This is a genomic window from Streptococcus mitis (genome assembly GCF_946190335.1).
Taxonomy (GTDB): Bacteria; Bacillota; Bacilli; order Lactobacillales; family Streptococcaceae; genus Streptococcus; species Streptococcus mitis_CH.
In genome coordinates this window covers 47,816-66,240 of sequence record NZ_CAMHZN010000001.1, presented here as the reverse complement: position 1 = coordinate 66,240, position 18,425 = coordinate 47,816, and the positions used below count along the sequence as shown (strand labels likewise).

The window sequence follows — 18,425 nt, the reverse complement described above, 5'->3', positions numbered from 1 at the left end:
TAAGTTTATTAACTAACAAAAGGATACCATAGCTTGTTGAAAAAATCAAGAGTTTAATAACCCCCAAGATTTAAAATAATCATAAACTGTGCTTAATTTGTACTTATATTGTTAGGAAACCATCACTTAAGAAAGTTATAACTTTTGAAAAAGATAAAGAACAAGCAAAAATAGAAAATAAAAAAAGGATCGTTATTTTTTAAATGACGATCCAATAGACTATATTTTAAAATTCGTGATTTAACAACCATTTCGATTAGTTAAATCTTTCAATCTTTCCTCTCCAGATTTAAGCATCTCTTTCTCCACTTGATTCCATTCTCCAAATAATAAGTCTTGAAGGAGGAATGCTGCTGAAGTTGTATTTTCTTTTGAATCATATACACAACTTCTATCTCGTTGATAAATTTGAATTCTTTCAAAGATAGCTAGTTCTTCTAATTGTCGTGTATTATCAACTAGATGATTTACAATGAAATCATGATGTTCTTTTGGAGTTGCGCGTGCTTGATTTGGATTGATAGTGTATAGTTCTTCGTATCGGATAAGGGTGCTCAGATAGGACAGCTTAGGCTTTGTCGCAATCAAGGCTAATTGTACCTCATATCCCTTATTTTTCAAGAGTTGTGCTGTTTTCTTTGGAACATCAATAGTACGTAAAGTTCCCTCAATCAAAAGATTGTATCCCAAATGACTCAATTCTCTTACTAAAGACTCTACCATTTTTCCTGCAAAATCTTTGGTGTATTCTACACTGTCTTTGCCATATTCTTGCTGCAGTTCTAAATAGTGTGGATGTTGAGAGCGAAAACTATCGCCATCTATGATAACAATATTTCCTTGAAATTCTTTCTGTTTAATACGATGAATTGTAGTCTTACCAGCACCACTTTGCCCTCCAAGCAAAATCGCTATAGGTTGCTTACTGGACTTTTTTCCTCTTGTCAGAGAACGAAGATTCCGTGCTAGAGCATGTTTGAATTCACTATCAGTATAATCTTGGATTTCCATTAGGCTATCATCCGTTTTTCAGATATCTCTAACATACGTTCAATTCCATCCAAATAGCCGCTATATCTCTCTATTTCATCAAAAGTTTCTACTAAATAGATATTCGTATGAATCAAATCAGATAGATCATCACTCATTAAAATCCAAGGATTAGATTCATCATCAATACTAATTCCCTGGCTATCTTGATAACGATAGAGTCGTGATAATAGATTAGCACCTCTTTCTTTCACAATTTCAATTTTTAAAGTCAATTCATAATCTTCAACAGGATTGAGCATTTTATCTTCTCCTACAATATCGACATAAGATACATTAAACTTCTGACAAATGATGTCTATTAGTTCCGTAGAGACTGAACTCGTTCCATTTTCATACCGGCTCAAGCTATTTCGAGAAATTCCTACAATTCGGGCAAAGTCGTCTTGTGTTAAGTCATGTGTTTTACGTAAGGATTTTATGTTCTTTCCAATCATGGCAAACTCCTTTATTTTTATAATTCAATTATAGCATAAAAAAGCATAATGCACCAAAATTGGTGCGTTATTGACTATTTTTCCTAAACCTCTCTAAATTCTTCTCCAATTGTTCCTTATGAAGTTGATTCTTAGCATCCTTTAATGTGTCGTCCAAAGTTTCTTCTCTATAAGTTGCTTCTGTTTTTAGTTGTTCTGATCCTTGATTTGGAGTGAAAATGATATCTAGCAGTCGGTCTATTTTTTCAAGATCTTGGACAGACATATCAGATAGTCTATGAATCAGCTTTTTAAATACATCACTATTGTCGTGATTTTTCTTAAAAAGTTTTGTAAACATCTATAACCTCTCAAAAAAAGCAGCCTCTTTAGACTGCTTAGTGTAATTCGGAAATCGCATCATAAATGGACTGCAATTTCTTATTGTCTTTATTCTTTGTGTCAATCAACGTATGTAGCTCTTCAATCTTCTTTTGACTACTTTGAATATCACTATTGTTATCCGCAATCAGCCTTTTAAGATGTTGCTGATAACTTGTAGTGATATCTGTCTCTTTTCCTGTTCTAACCTCTGTAACTTTAGGTTTAGAACTAGAATTTGATTCCGTCACAGGTGCTTGTTTGCGCTTTTGAAAAGCTGCTTCATAATTTACATCATTAGCTCCTTGATGATTTCCAAATAAGGCCGCAATTTTATCTGGATCTTCTTGATTTTCTGATTTACTTTCCAATGGTTGATTAAAATTCCAATCTTTTGTCATTCACTCATTTCATCCTTTCTAAATTCAGAATCATCGAATTGTCTTTCTTTGCCAAATGCATGGTCAAGAGCTTCTTCAAAACTCATGTGACTAATGCTTTGACGCCTTTTGAACGTCGCAAACATCGCTGTCTCCAGTTGCTCTTTATAAGCAGCGAGTTTTTCTGTCTCTCTTGCTACCTTACTTTCTTGCCTAGTGACCTTTTCTTCTAAGCGTTCAATAATGGTCATATACGATCCTCCTTCATTCTAATATTAGCTAAAACATCTTGATTTTGTTATCACAATTCTAAACATTGAGAGGTTTGTCTTACTGGTGGATTTCCAAATGTCTCTTTTGCATTCTCGATCATCAATTGTAAATCTGATTTCTTTTCTCGAAGAATATCGTTCCAGTCTACTTTTTCTTTCCCAGATTCATTATCAGGTAAATCCAGTAAAACAGGCAATCCAGCTTGAGATAACTTATCAGAAAAATCTTTACCTGCATCGTCACAATCTACTGCCAGTGTCAATAAATCAGGATGATTATCAAAATAGCTGGTTGTATCACGAATTGTATTGATTAAAGGCAATAACTTTGAAGGTATTACTGTATCTAAAAATTCCAATTTCTGATTTTCTTCAGCTATCAGTCGTAAAGTTTGATAAGCGACAACAGACCTTTTTAATCCCTCCATAGATACCAAACGAACATCAGATAGATTTTGTTGATGAAGTTCGTAATAGCTCATCAAATCGACGAACGATTCACAAAAGACCAGTCTATTTGGTTTACCAATATCAAAGGATATTCCAATATATCCATGGCTTCCTTTTAGAATCGTTTTCAGCCTCTCTCTAGGAAGAGAGTGATTCTTATAAATCCCCTGTAAGCTTGCTGCCTGCAGCTTGTGACGATGATCAAAGATTTTAAAAACAATAACAGGTTCAACTGTTTCATTTGTTTTCCAGCTGGCTTGTGCTATTAAACCTTGTTGAATCATCCTTTGTACGATTTCTTCTGAAATTCCTCTACATTCTGTTAAGTAATATCTGGCCAGACTACAGTTAGAATCTTCTATTCTCTTTAAAGGATAATAAAATGGTCTCTCTCTTTTTTCTTGAACAGCTTCTTTTTGAAAAGGTTCTTCAGAAAGAAAGGCTAGAGCTTCTTTAAAGGAAATTCCCTGAACAAGTCGAACAAAATCAATGACATCACCTTGAATATCTCTTGAAAACCATTTAAAAGTATTGGTAGTTGAAAAAATCCGAAATGAATCGTGTTCAGGATGTTCATAGACACTGCTCGAAACTTGTTTAAAGGAGATACCTAAACGATTGGCTACATCAAGAATTGAAATTTGTTTACATTCTTCTATTTCCATGCAATATCATCATTTTGTTGTAGTATTTGGTAATGATGGAACAGATGAGGATTCTTCTAAAGTTTTGGGAGTTGCCTTATCTAAATCATCTAACCCAGATTTCCAAACCTGTACTTGGTTGACCAATAACTTACCAGGTAGTTTAGAATAGGACAATTTAACAGTTCTGGTTTCTGTTTGATTTGTCTTTGATTGGTTGGCATTCTTTAAATCAGATACATAGGTTACATTATAAGAGACCATGGCAATGGCTTGATTCGTAGTCTGATTGACAAAGATATCTGCTTTTTCAAAATGATAATCCAAAATATAGTCCTTATACACTTGATTCATGGCATCATTTTGACTTGACAATTCTTGAGAATAAGCTGATTCAGTCATATAAGGTTGAATACGTGTATTATTTTCTCCGAGCTTTTCTTTCGTATAGTACTGTGTCAAAAATTCTTTTACAGTATCTGATGACAAAATACTGGCTTTATCTTCTGCTTGTTTGTCCTCTACAAGTTTAGCTGAAGCCAATTCGATTTCTTTGCGACTTTGTTTAGCAGTAGAATGTTGACCAGCAGTATATCCCATCATGAGAATAAAGCTAGTCGCAGCCACTGCTCCAACACTAATTAAGGCTTTAGTTTTGACTTTATTTAACATCTTAGACCTTCTTTCTATAAAAACTAGGTCAAGAATAACAAAAAGAACTTGTAAGTTTTATCACATCACAACGAAAGGTAATTCCTACATTTCAGGCGCAAAATCGTACAGTTCAGAGAAAAATATCAAAATTAGCTGTCTTCAGTTTATAATATAAATATGAACAAATTAAAAGAAGAAAATTTGAGAAGAGCTCTTTCTCATATTGAACGACATAAATAAGCCATAAATACAAGTAATAATAGTGAGGATAACGATTTTCATAAATTATTACTCCAATTTAGTTATGAAGTATATGAAAGAATCAAGGCTAATAAAAAAACTTATCCGAATTTAGATTCAGATAAAGTCTTTTGACAACAAATCTCATGTTACCTCCTTGTTTATTATGACTGAAGGTTCTTACTGTGTTTTATGATGTCAATACAGAAAAAAACGATCAAATCAGTACTATTTTCCTTTGTGCTCTAAACTGCATAAAGGGAATATCGATGAGTACTTTCATTGATCGTTATTATTATTCAAATTAATTCAATAATAAAAGTAACTTCATCTAAATAATAAGAGCAATTAATTAGCTCAGCAACAACGATAACCACAGCAACTCCTTCTAAACGATGCAAGGAATATCCGCCGTGGCTATCTATTTACTTTTTTTTCTTTTACTTCTGTAAGTTACTTTTGTTATTTTTACTTTTTCTGTATTATATCATATTTTGATTAAATTGTCATCTAAGAAAGTGATTTTAAAAAAACTGGAAATTTTTCAATTGTATATTTTGACAATAAAAAACACTTTTATGTCAATTTAATGATTTTAGAGCGTTTTTAGCTTATTTGATTTTAAAGTTGTCGTCTACTCCTTAGAATTACTTGAAGAACAGGAAAAATTCGACAACAAAGTAAGTCAATCTATTCAGTTATAAAACCTATGAAGGTCTTTCTGCTGGAACTAGCCACTCCTACTTTGGAGATGTAGATTATACTCTTACTTATTCAACTGATAATATCCCACATGATTTCTCCTCATGTGGTGCTAGCAAGCATCTATATTATAGAACGAAAGGGATAGAATCAACATTTAAATAACACTTTAGAACGAAAGAATATACTGTCTTGTACCAAATTCCTATTTTAAAAAAGGTAAACTAATTTATTACTAAATTAGTTAATAATTTACTCCAATAACACTACACTCTGTAAAACTAAAAACACAAAATTACCAATAGTACCTTTTCTCACTCAGATATTGTTCTTTTTGTTCTCTAGAATTTTCATGATTTCTAATTCCTAGTAATTCGTCTGTTGAAGAAACTATTGGGTCAATGCAGTCAGCTTTGGATCTAATCCAATCAATTTCATCCTTACTAAGTCTTCCCATTTAGGTACGTCGGAATTGGAGGTTTCATTTAGGCTACGGCTTGCTATTTTATCTAGGATTGCTCAAGAATTTTATGAAATCATTTATTTCATCTTCATTAAAGCCATTTTCAAGATATTCTTTCTCGTAAAAAATAAAATCTAATAAATATTTTCTTGAATAATCATCTAAATTATTTTTAATTTTCTCAACTTGCATAAAAAATTTATTGGGTTCTATTAATTTTGCTATTAGTATATTTAACTCAAAATCACAATTTTTGCTTAAAACATTTAGATTTTGAAAAATCAAATCAGTAATATCCTGTTTTTGTAGGTCATTAAAGTTGAGTATAGATATTGCTCTCAGAAAATCAGAGATGCTTTGAACTACTATAAATTTATTATTGGATAATATACATTTAATAAATTTAAATTCATTTTCAGTAATTTCTATTTTATTTGGGAATATTTTTGATAATAAATACAATGCTCTACGTATATTTTTAGATGGTAGCGAATCTAGTAGTATAATTATTTGACTGAAATCTTCTTATTCTAAAGAAGCTTCAATCATATTTTGTATATAAAAATCACTATTGCTCATAATTATCATGCTCCTATATCAATATTAAACTTCACATTGATCCTACAAGACTTCCTCCTACCACAAAAGCACAACACACTCCCGCCGTTGAATATATACAAACACTAACTAGAACAACAGTTCCAACAAGGCCGACTGCTCATCAGCCACATTGCCGAAGTTCAGCGAGAATACCCGTCCGTTGCCGTTGATGACGTATTGCGGCAGACCGTTCAGCGGATGATCAACGAAACGCTGATGGTTGCCGTTGGCGTCTTCCACCTCGTCCAGTGGGAAGGGGATGGGGTATCTAAAAAAGTATTTCAAATAACCCTTTTATATTTTACAGGTAGTATTGGAGTTTGATTCCGTCTAGGCTAGTTAGTTATGCCATATGATTTCCCTTGCAGAGCCAAAAGTAACTTTACTAATATTTTTGACAATAATAATTCTTTTGTCTAATTTCCCAGAATATTTTGATCCTGCTAGTTTCTGAAATAAAACAACATTTAATTCATTGTCATTGTAAATAGTAGTTTCTATACTTGATATTCCCATTGCACTATTGCTAAGTAAACCTGTCAAATGAGCCTGTCTATTTTCTTGAGCTCCAGTAATAGTAATTTTAAAATTCCAAATGTCATTAATATCAATTTCATTATTAGTTAACGAACAACCAGATGATATTATACTCATAAGAAATGGGATAATTGCTTTAATTTTCATAATGAACCTCCTGATGAATTTAATGATGAAGAACCTGAAGATCTACCACTTGAGTGAATTGTTAGAGTACCAGATAAACTATAAATATCTATCCATAAGGTAGTATTAAATCCAAATTGATATAAATTAGTTTCCCTCCGAATCTAATCGGATCCTGATTAACAAACCGACCCGCTTCAGGCTCATAATACCTGAAGAAGTTGTAGTGCAGCCCCGTTTCACGGCCGGCATACTGGTTTTGCAGGCGGAACGGCTGATGCGCATCCTTGTAAACTCGCTCATCCTTTTTCAGGCGACCTTACGGTTTGGTTAGATCTTGAACTGACTATTCGTTTAAAGATAGGGTAAATCTAAGGCCTCATCATAACTTTCATCTAAGATTTTATTGACTGAGGCAGCAAACTGAATAGCCTTCATATCAATAGTTTCAGGATTATTAGGAATCGGAAAGACAGCTATACCTATATTATTCTCTATTAACCATGGTATCCCATACTCTAAAAATTCTTCTATCTCAATTTCATAAATATCAGAATTCTTATCCTCAGACTGTGCCATAATTCTTGCGAATTCTAATTCAGGCCATATGGCTAAAGATGAATTTTTCTCATCTCCCCATAATATCCAATCTCCGTCTTTGTCTGCTAAAACATATAAAGCTCCAGAGTCAGTTATCCTTTTTAAAGTATGCTCATAACGTTCTTGACTGGACAAATTAAGAATTGCATTTATTGCTTTTTTATGTAAAACCATTGTTAACCTCCTAATAAATAAGGTAAATCAAATTCTTCCCCATACCACTCATAAAAATAATCATTGATCATCTTAGCAAATTCAATTGGATCCAAAATAATAGTTTCTGTTTTTTCATCTATAGGAAAAATAGCTAATCTAATATTACTTTCAGGCATTAAAGGAACAGTATCTTCTAGGAAGTTCTTTAGTTCCATTTCATCTATTCTCAATGCTTGAGGATTCCATTGGAGAGCTAACTCTGCAAACTCAGATTCTGGAAAGATCATTAGGTATTCTTTTCCTTCATCATCTTGCAAACATATCCAGTCATCTTTTCCATCTAATAGGTATAAAGTTTCAGTACCGGATATAGTTTTAATAGAATAATCCAATCTTTCTTTAGCTGATAATTTAACAATTGAATCAATTGCTTTTTTTGGCAGGTTCATTATTTAAATCCTTTCTATTTCCGTGAATCTTTGATTTCTTGCTCAGATTTTCCACCACATTTTTACCCAATACAATCCCATTTAACGAATTATTTAATATTTTCAACATAATATATATTCTTCCCTGTATTTGTCTATGTCAATTAGTTTTTCAGCAATCAGGGGAAACGACCTCTAGATAGAATGCTATTGCTAATGGTAATGAGATTTTAACGAACAAATAGTTCAGACGGCCTCAAAAGATATATTGAGACTGTCTGAAAATATAAAATTACTTTTTCGCAGCACGAATTTTTTTCAACCCATTCTCCAAAATAGTAACTTTCTCGGGAGGAGTCCCCCTATCCAAAGCATTCCACCAATTATTTACTGGTTTAACAAATAATTGGAATCCTTCATCAGTTACATTAGACTTTCTAATAACGATATTTTCTTTAATAGAACCGTCCTCATTAAAAGGATCAATACCTATGAGTAAATCATTTTTTTTAAGAAAATTCATTAATGAAATAGTGGATTTCATAATACCTTTTTTATAATCAATATCGTTACTTCTGTTCAATAATAGTTGGTGATCAAATAAAACAAAATCCATAATATTATCTCCTCAGGAATCTGTATGGTCATCTGAAAGTTGTATTTCAGACGACCTTGATGTTGAACGGTAATCGGATTAATAAAGAACTGATATTTCGGAAAACCTCAAGAAAGTATTGAGGTCGTCTAAACAGCAAAACTTTATGCGTGCGTATCGCACACACTCCACGTCAGGACTTAAGGTTTTCTTAGGTACTTTTTTCTCTACATATTTCATTAGGTAATTTGAACAAAAACATTACCTTCTGAACAATTTTCATTACAGAAAAAATAATAAAACTCATCTCCAAAATCTTGCTGGAACATATTATCTATCTCTCCTGCATATATTTGGAATTGAAATGACATATTTGGTTTCTGAATAGGATCTTGTAGCCAGTATGGTACCTCATCACCAGACTCACTGATTGAAAGTTTTTTGCTAGGTTCGATACAGCTTACCTTTTTTATTTTTGAAGAACGAATATCACTTAAAATTACACAAGAACTTTTATTTGGCTCTGGATTTTTATCGCTCAAATCATATAAATGTTGATCATCTTCATGATCGTAAGTAATAAAGATATTACAATACAAGTTAATATCTAGCTTTTTATTTAATAAATTTGCAGGAAGCCCCATAAAAAACAGCATAGGGTTTCCATTATAATCTACAGGCCAACTAACTTCTTTCTCTAAAAGAGCTGGACCAAACATTCGAAAATCAAATTTATCCGCAAATTCATCTATGATTTTTAATTCACCTAACATTTTAGTACCTCCTAAAATTTTATATCCTAAAGATCTCAAATATTGCTGAGCCTGTTCTCTTAGTTTTCTAGCTCCTTACCAAACATCTATTTGACGTTTACTTGGCATAATTCTACCTTGTTTTACACCAGATCGTTTACAAACTGAAGTTTCAAATTGATTTTTTGATTTTATTCCTAAATGTTTTTGTGCGAGCCTTTTCTCATTTTTATTGATAGAATTTGAATTATTCCAATTAAAAATATTTAAATGGATAAACATTAAACAAATTATTACTTATACTATTTACTGAATTTATAAACTCAGTTTTTATATTATCCGTAAGTGTCTCTCCTTCATCTAATAGGTGTTCTAAATCTCGGTATAACAAAGCCAACTGGATAAATTGTGGGAAACCTATCCCTAAATTTGTAAATCCAGGTTTGGTATATTCTCCAGTATCATGATTATAATGAAAAATAGTATTATCTATTTTATTTAAAAACCATCCATCTCCCTGTCCTGCTTGTCCAATACTCCAATAACACCTTGATATTTCGGGATAATGGCACTCTAAGTATCTATTTTCATTTAAAGCCTCTTCATAATTAAAAAGGGAAATATCAGGTATTATCTCTACCTCCTGATATTTAGTAATAAATAACAAATAGTTATTATCCAGTTTAGGAAGTTTATCTAACTTTTTAATTTCCACTTTACGCTTAATACATATATTAAAAAAGTCCTCGGGAAATAATTTCAATTTGAACATAAAAGTATACTCCATAAATTTATGATAGAAAGATATTTCCTTCAATATTTTCCTAATCCTTTTATTATTTTTTTAGATATTGTAGCTATGCCGTCAATTTTTTTTAAATTTAGTAAACTACAACTTTACAATCAGATTCTCCAAAAATATACTCAATAAATTCATTTAATCTTTTATCAGGTTTATAAGTAATAATTAGATTTTCAATACTATTTTGATAAATTTTTTGTTTCTCTTGAAAATAAATAACTAATTTATTGGAATAAATTTCTACCCTTTTAAAACCACCTATTCCTGAATATTGTTGACTATTAATTTCATAATAATAGTATTCTAAGTCGTCAACTTCTCTTTGCAAGATTAAGTAATTATCAGGGTTAGGTTTTTCACTATCTGCAAATGCAATGGTAAGAATATCATCTTCTATTTTGTAATACGTATTTATTGAAATAATTTCCATAAACAATTCCTTATCATATTGTTACTTAATATTTTCCAGGTGGATTATAATACTTATCCAATACTTTTGAATAAATTCTTTAAATTTAATTAACATGGAAGTCCTTTGGCTATGCTGTTTACAGCATATTCTTGAGATATATTTGTTAATTTAAAGTTAAATTCTTTTCTGTGCTTTTATAGATATCTGTATAGAAATAAATTCTATTATCTTTTATCTCTTTCAGATAAACCAAGTCTTCGATACCTCCAATATACTCAATTGATAAATCATCTAAATTTAATACTGCAAGCCTAAATCCAACAACCCAAAATCGTCTAATGAAAACTGGAATATAAATTTTTCTATTGAAATACAACAAAGGCCCTCCAAAACCCTGTTCTTGAATAATAACTTGACCGTTAATGGACAAACTTCCAACTAAGGGAGAACCTTGATTAACTTCCATCAAATCAAGGTAACTGACTTCCCATTTGTCAAAAATATTTTTTTCTTGAAAGTCTAAAGGAGTTTCAAGAAAAATTTTTAACTTAGACATGTTTATATATTTTCTTGTCAAAGAATTGAAATCTTTTTCTATTTCTACAAGGAGTTTACCCACCTCATTATTAAATGGCCAAGAATCAATTACTATCCGAGATAATAAAAATTCTTTTCCTTTTTTTGGTTGAAAAATAGTTTCTGAATTTAGATAATTAATCATGTCATATAGTTCATTTTTTATAGAAATCAACTGCTGTTTATTTGTATAACTATATTCATCACAATTATTAATCATTTTATCAATTTCGACTAAAACTATATTAATCTTTTTTATAAATTGCTCCTGATTCATTGTCTTATTAACCCTTCTAAGTCATTCATATATTTTTGTGTTTGTCCACTAGGCAACCCCAAACCTTGAGGTGCAGCTCTGCCTTCGATAATAGTTGTTCCTAATAGCCGTGGAAAACGAGTTATTAAAGAACACAATTTCTCTTAACAAGCTACAATTACTTAAAAAATCATTTATGTTTATCTATAATTAAGTTGCCTGCGACTAATAAATCATGATGAATTTTACAAAAACATTCATCAATCCAGCCATAGTGAATATCATCATTAATAGAATAATAAACATCATCTGTTAAAACTTCCTTACCAACGGTTAGTCTATTTGCTAGTGATACAAAAATACTTCCCTCATGAGGCTAGTTCGTACAACATGGCAATTCAAGTAAAGTATTTCCTGCTTTTAATTCTTTATCTAGAATAATTTGCAACTCTTCACATAATTTAAATTACTCGGATTTTTTCATAACTATCTCCTATATATTAAGTATTTTACCTAGTGTTAAGGTGCTTTGTACTTTACTAGGCATTTCGGTTGAAGATCAAATTTGTTGTGAACCATCAAAATTTGTATCTAACCCATCTATATATTTCTCAAAATCAAGGTTATATAGTTTTTTTAAATTTCTAATCCAGATAACAAATTCAAAGAAAATCTCAATATTTTCATCTGTTATTTCAAATATCCCGTTGTCTTGGTGAGACTCTTGTATAGTTGAGATAATTCTCTTAAATATTTCTTTATTTTTACTAATTTCATCAATAGGTAACGTTTGTAATCTATCAATAAAAAATAATTCATCTTCAATACTTAAGATAGAAGGTAAGTTTTCTAGTTTTTCTAATAATTCTTTCATGATAACCACCTTTAAGTTATACAAAGCAAAGGAGTGCTTCTGCTGGAATAGTTTATTTATTTGCGTTCACTCCAATAGAAATAGATAACACATCTTCCTCATTGCCGAGTAGAGATATATCGATAACTTTATCTATTTTATGACTAAAGAATTTTAAACAATAAAAATTAGGTTTGTTTATTAATTCTAGCCAATTGTTAATATTTTTTATTTTGATAATAAACAAGGGGAATAATTCTATTGATGTTTCAGCCGAATCATTTATTCCTCCATAAAAGTATACATAAGCAATATCATTTTCCTCTGATGCTAAAAAATTTAATAGTTTATTTTTTATCGACAAACTAAAATTTTCTTTTGATAATTCTATATTTCTATAGGGGATAAAAGTACGATTTATTATTTCATATGAAAGTGGATATGGAATAATTTTTTCAGAATCTGAAATTAAATTATTTAAAAATTGAATTTCTTTCATTTTTTTCATTAAATGATTCTGTTTTAAAGTAAAGATCTTATTTTCTAAAGTTGTCATGATACTATTTCCTATGTTGTTCGGTTATATTATCTTTGTAGGGCTTCCAAAATAATGTACCATTCCCATTATTTCTTTCTTGAATAAGATTTCCATCTATTTTGGCAGTAGCTACATGCCAGCGCGGACCAGTACCAAAGGTTCGTAGCTGTCGGGATCGGTGTAGATATAGGTATATCTGCCGTCCGAGCTGGCTTCTTGCAGTAAATGGCTGCCGTCCCAAACGAAGTGGGTTTGGTTTTCGAGCCGTCTAAAAAGCGGAAGCCGCGTTCGTGCGTACCGCACACGCCCCACGTCAGGATTGGAGATTTCGTACGGGCTACGGCTTGCTTGGTTGTACCCAACCTGTGTTTTTGGGGTGTGCGGGCTAGAACTAGTTTTCTAAATAATTAAACAATCCTTTTTTTACTAATAGAAAGTCTTCTAAAGAAGATGATATTTTTTCTAAGGCGTCTTCACTCATTACTCCCATGCCGACAGCAAAAATATTTTGATTTTTATTATCCATCAGAATGGCAACCCCTCCACCATTATCTCCAATCATAAGAAAATTCGGCAAATATTCTTTTACTTCATAGTCAATATTCCTTTGTTGGATATCCTCGGCCTCCAAAAGGGTTATCTCATCTCCAAATAATCCATTGCTTAGTTCTAAAAATTGAAGATATGAAGGATATAAACTATGCCACTCTGGAGGTAACATTTTTATAGCTTGGCTAGTAGCAGGATCATTTAGAGTATATAAGGCTTCTAATTCATGTTTATTCATTTTAAAGTGCTCCTTGTTCTTTGAAATACTTATAACTTTGACTTAGTGCTTGTTTAATTTGCTTGGGGCTCAATCTGCCATGGGAATCCACGTCATAGGTTATATAACCTCCAGGTCTTCTTGCTGAACGATGTTTTTTATTTAAGCATAGTTTAATTTAAAAACGACAAGCTTCCCCTCAGGATATTTACCTTCCCATCCACAAGGCCAAAATCCTTTAAAATAAGCATCTTCTATCATATTCCAAAAAGGATGATTTTTCTTATATTTGTTATTTAAATAACAATTAAATAAATCGGCATCTATATCACTAAATAAACTATCTTTTAATCCCTCCTCTAAGTTCAAGGAATTTAATTTTTTTTCAATTGCAGGAACAGCATATTCATCCCAAAAATTGTCATCTTCATCTGTAGATAGCTTTAAAATTAGTGAGTTCGATTCACGCGAATCCGCCCAAACAGTCTCTAAATCATACTGCTGATATGCATATCTTTGTGCTACTGAAATATCTTGAATAATTTTCCATCGACTGTTTTGAAGATTACCTGATACTTCTAATAAATTATTCTTTATAAATCCTAATATTTTATTCATAATATTACTCCTTATTATGTTAAACAATCAATCCAATCTTGTTTTGTTGTCGGTTTTCTCCATCTTAGTTGGTGCAGTTGTGTACCAGTGCCAGGAGTTCATAGTTGTCGGTAACGGTATAGAGATAGGTATACCTGCCGTCCCAAACGACCTTCATGCTGACTAGTGATGAGATTGTTAAAGAGAAAACATTTCATACGACCTCAAAGAAGATAGTAAGGTCGTATGAAAATATCGAATCTTACTTCTTAGTTTTTTTCTTAGGATTTAATTCTTCTTTACGTTGCTTATAAAATTGCCAATATTTTTTGTCTTCCATAGAGAAAGGTGTGTAACGTAGCTCATTATAAGTTAGGTCAAAATATTTATATGCATTTTCCATATCACCCAATTCGTAATAAACGATTCCTGTCCATATAAACACACCTGCTGCAGGTTCATCTTTTCGTGCCTCAAGTGCAATTAACATCCACTCAAGGGCTTTTTGATAATCACCTAAATTTTTATAATTTTCGGAAATACCACAGGCGATTGCTGAAGTAGGTTCAACAAATTGAGTGGCTGGTTTGGGTAAAAGTTCCCATGCTTGATTCAGAATATCAATGCTTTTCTCCGGCGTAGTAGCATCATTTGAGTTACATACAAAATCATTGATTTTTTCGTTTAATTCATAATTTACTTGATCTAAATACATAATTTCTCCTTCTTATGTGCATTCTTTAAAGAGTATTTATTACCATGTTAGTCCAATTGTGTACCTGTGCCAAGGGTTCGTAGATGTCGTTTTGCCCTCTCCCACTAGAGAGGGAGTAGATGTTGGGATGGAAAAAAGTTCATCCAACACTTCTTTGATTTATATTAATCCCAATAAAAGTCTGAATTATTTAATTCCTTCCACTCTTCCAAAGAATAAAGAAAAGGCAAAGGAAAGTTTTCCAATATTTTTTCTTTTAAATTTTCTGACACCATAAATGCTCTTGAATAATTATAATTGGAAGACAATAAAATATCCTTATCTGAATTAGTATATGCCTCCAGTGAAAAATCATCTTCATCTAATGCTAAATCTGGGTAAACAATTTCATCCTGAATTTCCCAATCAACTATTCTTACTAAATAATAGACTTCATTCGTCAATAGCTCGCCTTTTGTATTGACAATAATTGCTTTACTCATTCCAAAATCATGATCAAACCCGTATTTTTTTATAAATTCCAAAAAACGCGCTGACATGATAAAGAAATCATTATATGGAAGAAAATCAAAAGTAACACCTCTTGCTTTCTTTAAGCAGACATAAACCTTTTCAGGCATTGGAGGAATTTCTTGTCCCTTTACGAACCAACTCCATGAAAAGTCAAAATCAGGATGCGTTTTTTTAGGGTTGAATTCCTCTGATATACCTACTTCCCCTAAGGAAACCTTAGGCACTTTTCTTTTCGCTAACTCATCTAAACTTTGTAGGGCATATCCCCATACTAGTAATTTTTTCATAATATCCTCCTAATCTAATCGTTTGGGTGAGTTGGTAGATGAATATCCTCCAACAGATATGGACTGACTCAAACGTTTTTTTAATCTTTTTTGTAAATCTCGTACACTCCGTCTCGCTTGTGCCTGTAATCGACCATGATGTGGTTGCGGTAGGCGAAACCGCGTGCGTGCGTACCGCAACACACCCTACGTCAGGACTGAAGGTTTTGTGTGGTCTACGGTTTTCTATGGCTTACTTGTGATTACCAGCTAGTAATAGGTCTATGCAAATTTACCCAAAATTTTAATAATGATTGTTCAAAAAAACGAAATTCGGACAGATCTTTTTCTACAACTAGACCTAATTCTTTGAAAAGATATTTAGATTTCGTTCTCTCAATAACTTCATATTGACTTAATAACTCAGTAAGCCCTTTTTTTGATGATATATCTATTTCATTATAGTATATTGCAAACTCTACTTTCTTATCATTGAAAATTGTAACCTCAGTTAACTTTTCATTATCAAATCTTAGTACAAAATTGTTTATCTCTATAATATTTTTTACCTTCGGGATAACATTGTTTGATATGTCATATTTTCTTATAACATCTGATAGAGAACAATTTAATTCAAAATCGCCTATGCTCTTATAAGGCATAAATAATAATTTATCATGATTTAAAGTTGGGTTTTTAAGTTTACTTTTTTGAAAGTCTGAATACTTTTTACCTTTATTATCATATAAATCTCTTATACTTTCATCGTAAATTAATATCTGCAGAAACAAATTATCCTTATAGTCAACATATAAAATTAAATTATATTTTGGAAAAATATAAAAATAATTTTCTTCATCCGAAACTTCTATTAGAGGATTCTCCTCTTCTAAAAATTTTTCAAGATTTGAAAAGTTAATAACTTTTCCATTTAAGCAAAATTCATCACAATTCCTCAAGGAGGATACAGTAATCAATTCTGAATCAGATTGTATCTTGTGTTTTCTATCAAACTCTAATGAATAATTGGGATTATTTAAAATAACATCATCAAAGTCAGCCTTTTTTTGACCCAATACAATTCCATCCAAAGAATTATTTAATATTTTCAACATAATATATATCCTTTCCTGTATTTGTCTATGTCAATTAGTTTCTCAGCCATCAGGAAAAACGACCTCTAGATAGAATGCCATTGCTAATGGTAATGAGATTGTTAAAGAACAAATGATTCAGACGACCTCATAGAGGGTTTTGAGGTCGTCTGAAAAACAGAAACCGCGTGCGTGCGTACCGTACACACCCTACGTCAGGACTGAAGGTTTTGTGCGGGGCTACGGCTTGCTATAACTTACTTACAGAGTATTTCATGTTAGAGGAAGAAATTCCATCTTCAAATTATTACTCACAACTAATTCTTTGAATTTATCAGAAAAAGCCCAAATTAAATCATCATTTATATCTTTTGCACAAAACTCAAAACCAGATATATTTCCTAAAAATACAGGTGGATAATCAATAAACTTCTCTCCATCTATTTCATAAAAATTTGATTTTTCCATATCTACTAATTTAGCAGTTAATTTAATTTTTCCAAGGAAAAATTTGAATTCATCATTCTTGATTCTAAGTTTAGCCGGAAAAAAATCTAATTCATTTTTTAATTTATCAGCTAATTTATTAATGAAAGTTTCAGAGAACAATAACATCTTAGGAATTGTTTGAATATAATCTGTTTTAGAAATATTCTTGGAGGTATATCCACTCTGAGCTATAAAAACTGCTTCATCTGTATAATTGCCTTTATTGTAATTAATAAATTCAACAAATTTTCTATCATCCTGTTTTAAGTCCACATACGCTTCTTCATTATCAACAGCAGAGTATATTTGATAAAGAGTCATCATTTTTTCCTTTCTTACTATTACTTTTAGAAATTGGTGCAGCACAAGTATATTTTTAAAATGTTTATTTAAAGAACAAATATTTCAGATAATCTTAATAAAATATTAAGGTCGTCTGAAAAAAGGTTATCTCTACTCAACAACCTAATCGGATCCTGATTAACAAACCGACCCGCTTCAGGCTCATAATACCTGAAGAAGTTGTAGTGCAGCCCCGTTTCAAGGTCGCAATAATGGTTCTGCAGTCTGAATGGCTGATGTACGTTCTGATAGATACAATCATCCTTTTTCAGACGACCTTAAACTTTGGTTGGCTTCAAACTAACCTACGCTTGTTCAATAGGTTCAATCCACTGATTTTCGATGAGCCATTTTTCTATTTCTAATAGAAACTTAGGATTAATTTCCTTTAATTCTGGGAACTTATTTTCATATTTTTTCATTATATCAAAAAAGTAATCTTTGAATTCAGTCCCAATAATTTTTTTTTGAGCATTAATATCTTTCTTAATAGAAATAAAATCCTCCTCATATACGACAATATCAAATCCTAAATCATTATCCTTTTTAGAAAATCTAGACTTTGATTTCCAACCGCTATCTTTCTCCAAGCATCTAAAACAAAACCCAATAGAAAATGGTATAGGATATTTTTTAATAATTGGTTCTACTCCATAAAATTCATCACAAATTTTATCTACTTTTGTCCATGATGGATAATCACAAGTTGCAAATAACATATTCTTTCCTTTCATTAATGATTACATTTATTACCAGGAGG

The 18,425-nt window shown here is 31.3% G+C and carries 29 protein-coding genes and 1 pseudogene; 1 reads left to right on the top strand and 29 read right to left on the bottom strand.

Features of this window, described 5'->3' with window-relative positions:
• Nucleotides 1-240: 240 nt before the first annotated feature.
• From pezT to N8O43_RS00370, 7 genes are all read right to left on the bottom strand, one after another.
• Nucleotides 241-1,011 (bottom strand): type II toxin-antitoxin system toxin PezT, encoded by a 771-nt coding sequence (gene pezT / locus N8O43_RS00400; RefSeq protein ID WP_261089004.1) that lies wholly within the window; start codon nucleotides 1,009-1,011, stop codon nucleotides 241-243.
• Nucleotides 1,011-1,487 carry a type II toxin-antitoxin system antitoxin PezA gene (gene pezA / locus N8O43_RS00395; RefSeq protein ID WP_261089003.1) on the bottom strand — a complete coding sequence of 159 codons (477 nt, stop codon included), beginning with the start codon at nucleotides 1,485-1,487 and terminating at the stop codon, nucleotides 1,011-1,013. Before pezA ends, pezT begins: the two co-directional genes overlap by 1 nt.
• A gap of 67 nt (nucleotides 1,488-1,554) precedes the next feature.
• Nucleotides 1,555-1,827 carry a hypothetical protein gene (locus N8O43_RS00390; RefSeq protein WP_261089002.1) on the bottom strand — a complete coding sequence of 91 codons (273 nt, stop codon included), beginning with the start codon at nucleotides 1,825-1,827 and terminating at the stop codon, nucleotides 1,555-1,557.
• A 37-nt stretch (nucleotides 1,828-1,864) separates the two neighbouring features.
• Nucleotides 1,865-2,248 (bottom strand): DUF5945 family protein, encoded by a 384-nt coding sequence (locus tag N8O43_RS00385; protein ID WP_261089001.1) that lies wholly within the window; start codon nucleotides 2,246-2,248, stop codon nucleotides 1,865-1,867.
• Nucleotides 2,245-2,478, bottom strand: a complete 234-nt coding sequence (locus N8O43_RS00380; protein WP_000152419.1) for a DUF5965 family protein — start codon at nucleotides 2,476-2,478, stop codon at nucleotides 2,245-2,247. Before N8O43_RS00380 ends, N8O43_RS00385 begins: the two co-directional genes overlap by 4 nt.
• A gap of 50 nt (nucleotides 2,479-2,528) precedes the next feature.
• Nucleotides 2,529-3,614 carry a toprim domain-containing protein gene (locus tag N8O43_RS00375; protein WP_125394038.1) on the bottom strand — a complete coding sequence of 362 codons (1,086 nt, stop codon included), beginning with the start codon at nucleotides 3,612-3,614 and terminating at the stop codon, nucleotides 2,529-2,531.
• 9 nt (nucleotides 3,615-3,623) lie between these two features.
• Entirely contained in the window at nucleotides 3,624-4,265 is a 642-nt protein-coding gene (locus N8O43_RS00370) for a peptidylprolyl isomerase (RefSeq protein ID WP_261088997.1), read from the bottom strand.
• 159 nt (nucleotides 4,266-4,424) lie between these two features.
• Here N8O43_RS00370 and N8O43_RS00365 point away from each other — a divergent pair.
• A pseudogene (locus N8O43_RS00365) lies at nucleotides 4,425-4,622 on the top strand (hypothetical protein).
• Between the two features lie 1,072 nt (nucleotides 4,623-5,694).
• Here the strand turns inward: N8O43_RS00365 and N8O43_RS00360 are convergent.
• The 22 genes from N8O43_RS00360 to N8O43_RS00255 all read right to left on the bottom strand — a co-directional run bounded on the left by N8O43_RS00360 (nucleotide 5,695) and on the right by N8O43_RS00255 (nucleotide 18,384).
• Nucleotides 5,695-6,114 carry a hypothetical protein gene (locus tag N8O43_RS00360; RefSeq protein ID WP_261088996.1) on the bottom strand — a complete coding sequence of 140 codons (420 nt, stop codon included), beginning with the start codon at nucleotides 6,112-6,114 and terminating at the stop codon, nucleotides 5,695-5,697.
• Nucleotides 6,115-6,339: 225 nt separating this feature from the next.
• On the bottom strand, nucleotides 6,340-6,537 hold the full coding sequence (locus N8O43_RS00355) for a hypothetical protein (RefSeq protein WP_261088995.1): 198 nt from the start codon (nucleotides 6,535-6,537) through the stop codon (nucleotides 6,340-6,342).
• Nucleotides 6,538-6,591: 54 nt separating this feature from the next.
• Nucleotides 6,592-6,936: a hypothetical protein gene (locus N8O43_RS00350; protein WP_261088994.1), complete on the bottom strand. Its 345-nt coding sequence runs from the start codon at nucleotides 6,934-6,936 to the stop codon at nucleotides 6,592-6,594.
• An 88-nt stretch (nucleotides 6,937-7,024) separates the two neighbouring features.
• A complete protein-coding gene (locus N8O43_RS00345; protein ID WP_261089455.1) occupies nucleotides 7,025-7,147 on the bottom strand; it encodes an RHS repeat-associated core domain-containing protein in 123 nt (40 codons plus the stop codon).
• A gap of 122 nt (nucleotides 7,148-7,269) precedes the next feature.
• Nucleotides 7,270-7,689, bottom strand: a complete 420-nt coding sequence (locus N8O43_RS00340; RefSeq protein WP_261088993.1) for a DUF2750 domain-containing protein — start codon at nucleotides 7,687-7,689, stop codon at nucleotides 7,270-7,272.
• 2 nt (nucleotides 7,690-7,691) lie between these two features.
• Complete coding sequence (locus tag N8O43_RS00335; RefSeq protein WP_261088991.1) at nucleotides 7,692-8,120, bottom strand: DUF2750 domain-containing protein; 429 nt, start codon at nucleotides 8,118-8,120, stop codon at nucleotides 7,692-7,694.
• Nucleotides 8,095-8,229 carry a hypothetical protein gene (locus N8O43_RS00330; protein ID WP_261223649.1) on the bottom strand — a complete coding sequence of 45 codons (135 nt, stop codon included), beginning with the start codon at nucleotides 8,227-8,229 and terminating at the stop codon, nucleotides 8,095-8,097. Before N8O43_RS00330 ends, N8O43_RS00335 begins: the two co-directional genes overlap by 26 nt.
• A gap of 162 nt (nucleotides 8,230-8,391) precedes the next feature.
• Complete coding sequence (locus N8O43_RS00325) at nucleotides 8,392-8,715, bottom strand: DNA polymerase III (RefSeq protein ID WP_261088989.1); 324 nt, start codon at nucleotides 8,713-8,715, stop codon at nucleotides 8,392-8,394.
• Between the two features lie 218 nt (nucleotides 8,716-8,933).
• Nucleotides 8,934-9,467 (bottom strand): hypothetical protein, encoded by a 534-nt coding sequence (locus N8O43_RS00320; RefSeq protein ID WP_261088988.1) that lies wholly within the window; start codon nucleotides 9,465-9,467, stop codon nucleotides 8,934-8,936.
• A gap of 235 nt (nucleotides 9,468-9,702) precedes the next feature.
• On the bottom strand, nucleotides 9,703-10,218 hold the full coding sequence (locus tag N8O43_RS00315) for an SMI1/KNR4 family protein (RefSeq protein ID WP_261088985.1): 516 nt from the start codon (nucleotides 10,216-10,218) through the stop codon (nucleotides 9,703-9,705).
• 109 nt (nucleotides 10,219-10,327) lie between these two features.
• On the bottom strand, nucleotides 10,328-10,678 hold the full coding sequence (locus N8O43_RS00310) for an Imm10 family immunity protein (protein ID WP_261088984.1): 351 nt from the start codon (nucleotides 10,676-10,678) through the stop codon (nucleotides 10,328-10,330).
• Nucleotides 10,679-10,823: 145 nt separating this feature from the next.
• Nucleotides 10,824-11,513, bottom strand: coding sequence for a hypothetical protein (locus N8O43_RS00305; protein ID WP_261088983.1), 690 nt, complete (start codon nucleotides 11,511-11,513; stop codon nucleotides 10,824-10,826).
• Between the two features lie 538 nt (nucleotides 11,514-12,051).
• Nucleotides 12,052-12,366, bottom strand: a complete 315-nt coding sequence (locus N8O43_RS00300; protein ID WP_261088982.1) for a hypothetical protein — start codon at nucleotides 12,364-12,366, stop codon at nucleotides 12,052-12,054.
• Nucleotides 12,367-12,418: 52 nt separating this feature from the next.
• Complete coding sequence (locus N8O43_RS00295; protein ID WP_261088981.1) at nucleotides 12,419-12,901, bottom strand: hypothetical protein; 483 nt, start codon at nucleotides 12,899-12,901, stop codon at nucleotides 12,419-12,421.
• Nucleotides 12,902-13,274: 373 nt separating this feature from the next.
• Nucleotides 13,275-13,670, bottom strand: a complete 396-nt coding sequence (locus N8O43_RS00290) for an SMI1/KNR4 family protein (protein WP_261088980.1) — start codon at nucleotides 13,668-13,670, stop codon at nucleotides 13,275-13,277.
• A gap of 141 nt (nucleotides 13,671-13,811) precedes the next feature.
• Nucleotides 13,812-14,267, bottom strand: coding sequence for a hypothetical protein (locus N8O43_RS00285; protein WP_261088979.1), 456 nt, complete (start codon nucleotides 14,265-14,267; stop codon nucleotides 13,812-13,814).
• 241 nt (nucleotides 14,268-14,508) lie between these two features.
• On the bottom strand, nucleotides 14,509-14,961 hold the full coding sequence (locus N8O43_RS00280; RefSeq protein WP_261088978.1) for a tetratricopeptide repeat protein: 453 nt from the start codon (nucleotides 14,959-14,961) through the stop codon (nucleotides 14,509-14,511).
• A gap of 164 nt (nucleotides 14,962-15,125) precedes the next feature.
• The gene (locus tag N8O43_RS00275) at nucleotides 15,126-15,761 is read right to left on the bottom strand and encodes an Imm43 family immunity protein (RefSeq protein WP_261088977.1); all 636 of its coding nucleotides are present in this window, start codon (nucleotides 15,759-15,761) and stop codon (nucleotides 15,126-15,128) included.
• A 242-nt stretch (nucleotides 15,762-16,003) separates the two neighbouring features.
• Entirely contained in the window at nucleotides 16,004-16,855 is an 852-nt protein-coding gene (locus N8O43_RS00270) for a hypothetical protein (RefSeq protein WP_261088976.1), read from the bottom strand.
• 252 nt (nucleotides 16,856-17,107) lie between these two features.
• On the bottom strand, nucleotides 17,108-17,644 hold the full coding sequence (locus tag N8O43_RS00265; RefSeq protein ID WP_261088974.1) for a hypothetical protein: 537 nt from the start codon (nucleotides 17,642-17,644) through the stop codon (nucleotides 17,108-17,110).
• Between the two features lie 68 nt (nucleotides 17,645-17,712).
• Nucleotides 17,713-17,919 carry an RHS repeat domain-containing protein gene (locus N8O43_RS00260; RefSeq protein WP_261089454.1) on the bottom strand — a complete coding sequence of 69 codons (207 nt, stop codon included), beginning with the start codon at nucleotides 17,917-17,919 and terminating at the stop codon, nucleotides 17,713-17,715.
• A 51-nt stretch (nucleotides 17,920-17,970) separates the two neighbouring features.
• Nucleotides 17,971-18,384 carry a hypothetical protein gene (locus tag N8O43_RS00255; protein WP_261088972.1) on the bottom strand — a complete coding sequence of 138 codons (414 nt, stop codon included), beginning with the start codon at nucleotides 18,382-18,384 and terminating at the stop codon, nucleotides 17,971-17,973.
• Between the last annotated feature and the right edge of the window lie 41 nt (nucleotides 18,385-18,425).

What these genes read in the sequence shown, in the direction of transcription:
- pezT (WP_261089004.1), bottom strand. Translation starts at nt 1,011, where the DNA reads ATGGAAATCCAAGATTATACTGATAGTGAATTCAAACATGCTCTAGCA.
- pezA (WP_261089003.1), bottom strand. Translation starts at nt 1,487, where the DNA reads ATGATTGGAAAGAACATAAAATCCTTACGTAAAACACATGACTTAACA.
- N8O43_RS00390 (WP_261089002.1), bottom strand. Translation starts at nt 1,827, where the DNA reads ATGTTTACAAAACTTTTTAAGAAAAATCACGACAATAGTGATGTATTT.
- N8O43_RS00385 (WP_261089001.1), bottom strand. Translation starts at nt 2,248, where the DNA reads ATGACAAAAGATTGGAATTTTAATCAACCATTGGAAAGTAAATCAGAA.
- N8O43_RS00380 (WP_000152419.1), bottom strand. Translation starts at nt 2,478, where the DNA reads ATGACCATTATTGAACGCTTAGAAGAAAAGGTCACTAGGCAAGAAAGT.
- N8O43_RS00375 (WP_125394038.1), bottom strand. Translation starts at nt 3,614, where the DNA reads ATGGAAATAGAAGAATGTAAACAAATTTCAATTCTTGATGTAGCCAAT.
- N8O43_RS00370 (WP_261088997.1), bottom strand. Translation starts at nt 4,265, where the DNA reads ATGTTAAATAAAGTCAAAACTAAAGCCTTAATTAGTGTTGGAGCAGTG.
- N8O43_RS00350 (WP_261088994.1), bottom strand. Translation starts at nt 6,936, where the DNA reads ATGAAAATTAAAGCAATTATCCCATTTCTTATGAGTATAATATCATCT.
- N8O43_RS00340 (WP_261088993.1), bottom strand. Translation starts at nt 7,689, where the DNA reads ATGGTTTTACATAAAAAAGCAATAAATGCAATTCTTAATTTGTCCAGT.
- N8O43_RS00335 (WP_261088991.1), bottom strand. Translation starts at nt 8,120, where the DNA reads ATGAACCTGCCAAAAAAAGCAATTGATTCAATTGTTAAATTATCAGCT.
- N8O43_RS00330 (WP_261223649.1), bottom strand. Translation starts at nt 8,229, where the DNA reads ATGTTGAAAATATTAAATAATTCGTTAAATGGGATTGTATTGGGTAAA.
- N8O43_RS00325 (WP_261088989.1), bottom strand. Translation starts at nt 8,715, where the DNA reads ATGGATTTTGTTTTATTTGATCACCAACTATTATTGAACAGAAGTAAC.
- N8O43_RS00320 (WP_261088988.1), bottom strand. Translation starts at nt 9,467, where the DNA reads ATGTTAGGTGAATTAAAAATCATAGATGAATTTGCGGATAAATTTGAT.
- N8O43_RS00315 (WP_261088985.1), bottom strand. Translation starts at nt 10,218, where the DNA reads ATGTTCAAATTGAAATTATTTCCCGAGGACTTTTTTAATATATGTATT.
- N8O43_RS00310 (WP_261088984.1), bottom strand. Translation starts at nt 10,678, where the DNA reads ATGGAAATTATTTCAATAAATACGTATTACAAAATAGAAGATGATATT.
- N8O43_RS00305 (WP_261088983.1), bottom strand. Translation starts at nt 11,513, where the DNA reads ATGAATCAGGAGCAATTTATAAAAAAGATTAATATAGTTTTAGTCGAA.
- N8O43_RS00300 (WP_261088982.1), bottom strand. Translation starts at nt 12,366, where the DNA reads ATGAAAGAATTATTAGAAAAACTAGAAAACTTACCTTCTATCTTAAGT.
- N8O43_RS00295 (WP_261088981.1), bottom strand. Translation starts at nt 12,901, where the DNA reads ATGACAACTTTAGAAAATAAGATCTTTACTTTAAAACAGAATCATTTA.
- N8O43_RS00290 (WP_261088980.1), bottom strand. Translation starts at nt 13,670, where the DNA reads ATGAATAAACATGAATTAGAAGCCTTATATACTCTAAATGATCCTGCT.
- N8O43_RS00285 (WP_261088979.1), bottom strand. Translation starts at nt 14,267, where the DNA reads ATGAATAAAATATTAGGATTTATAAAGAATAATTTATTAGAAGTATCA.
- N8O43_RS00280 (WP_261088978.1), bottom strand. Translation starts at nt 14,961, where the DNA reads ATGTATTTAGATCAAGTAAATTATGAATTAAACGAAAAAATCAATGAT.
- N8O43_RS00275 (WP_261088977.1), bottom strand. Translation starts at nt 15,761, where the DNA reads ATGAAAAAATTACTAGTATGGGGATATGCCCTACAAAGTTTAGATGAG.
- N8O43_RS00270 (WP_261088976.1), bottom strand. Translation starts at nt 16,855, where the DNA reads ATGTTGAAAATATTAAATAATTCTTTGGATGGAATTGTATTGGGTCAA.
- N8O43_RS00265 (WP_261088974.1), bottom strand. Translation starts at nt 17,644, where the DNA reads ATGACTCTTTATCAAATATACTCTGCTGTTGATAATGAAGAAGCGTAT.
- N8O43_RS00255 (WP_261088972.1), bottom strand. Translation starts at nt 18,384, where the DNA reads ATGTTATTTGCAACTTGTGATTATCCATCATGGACAAAAGTAGATAAA.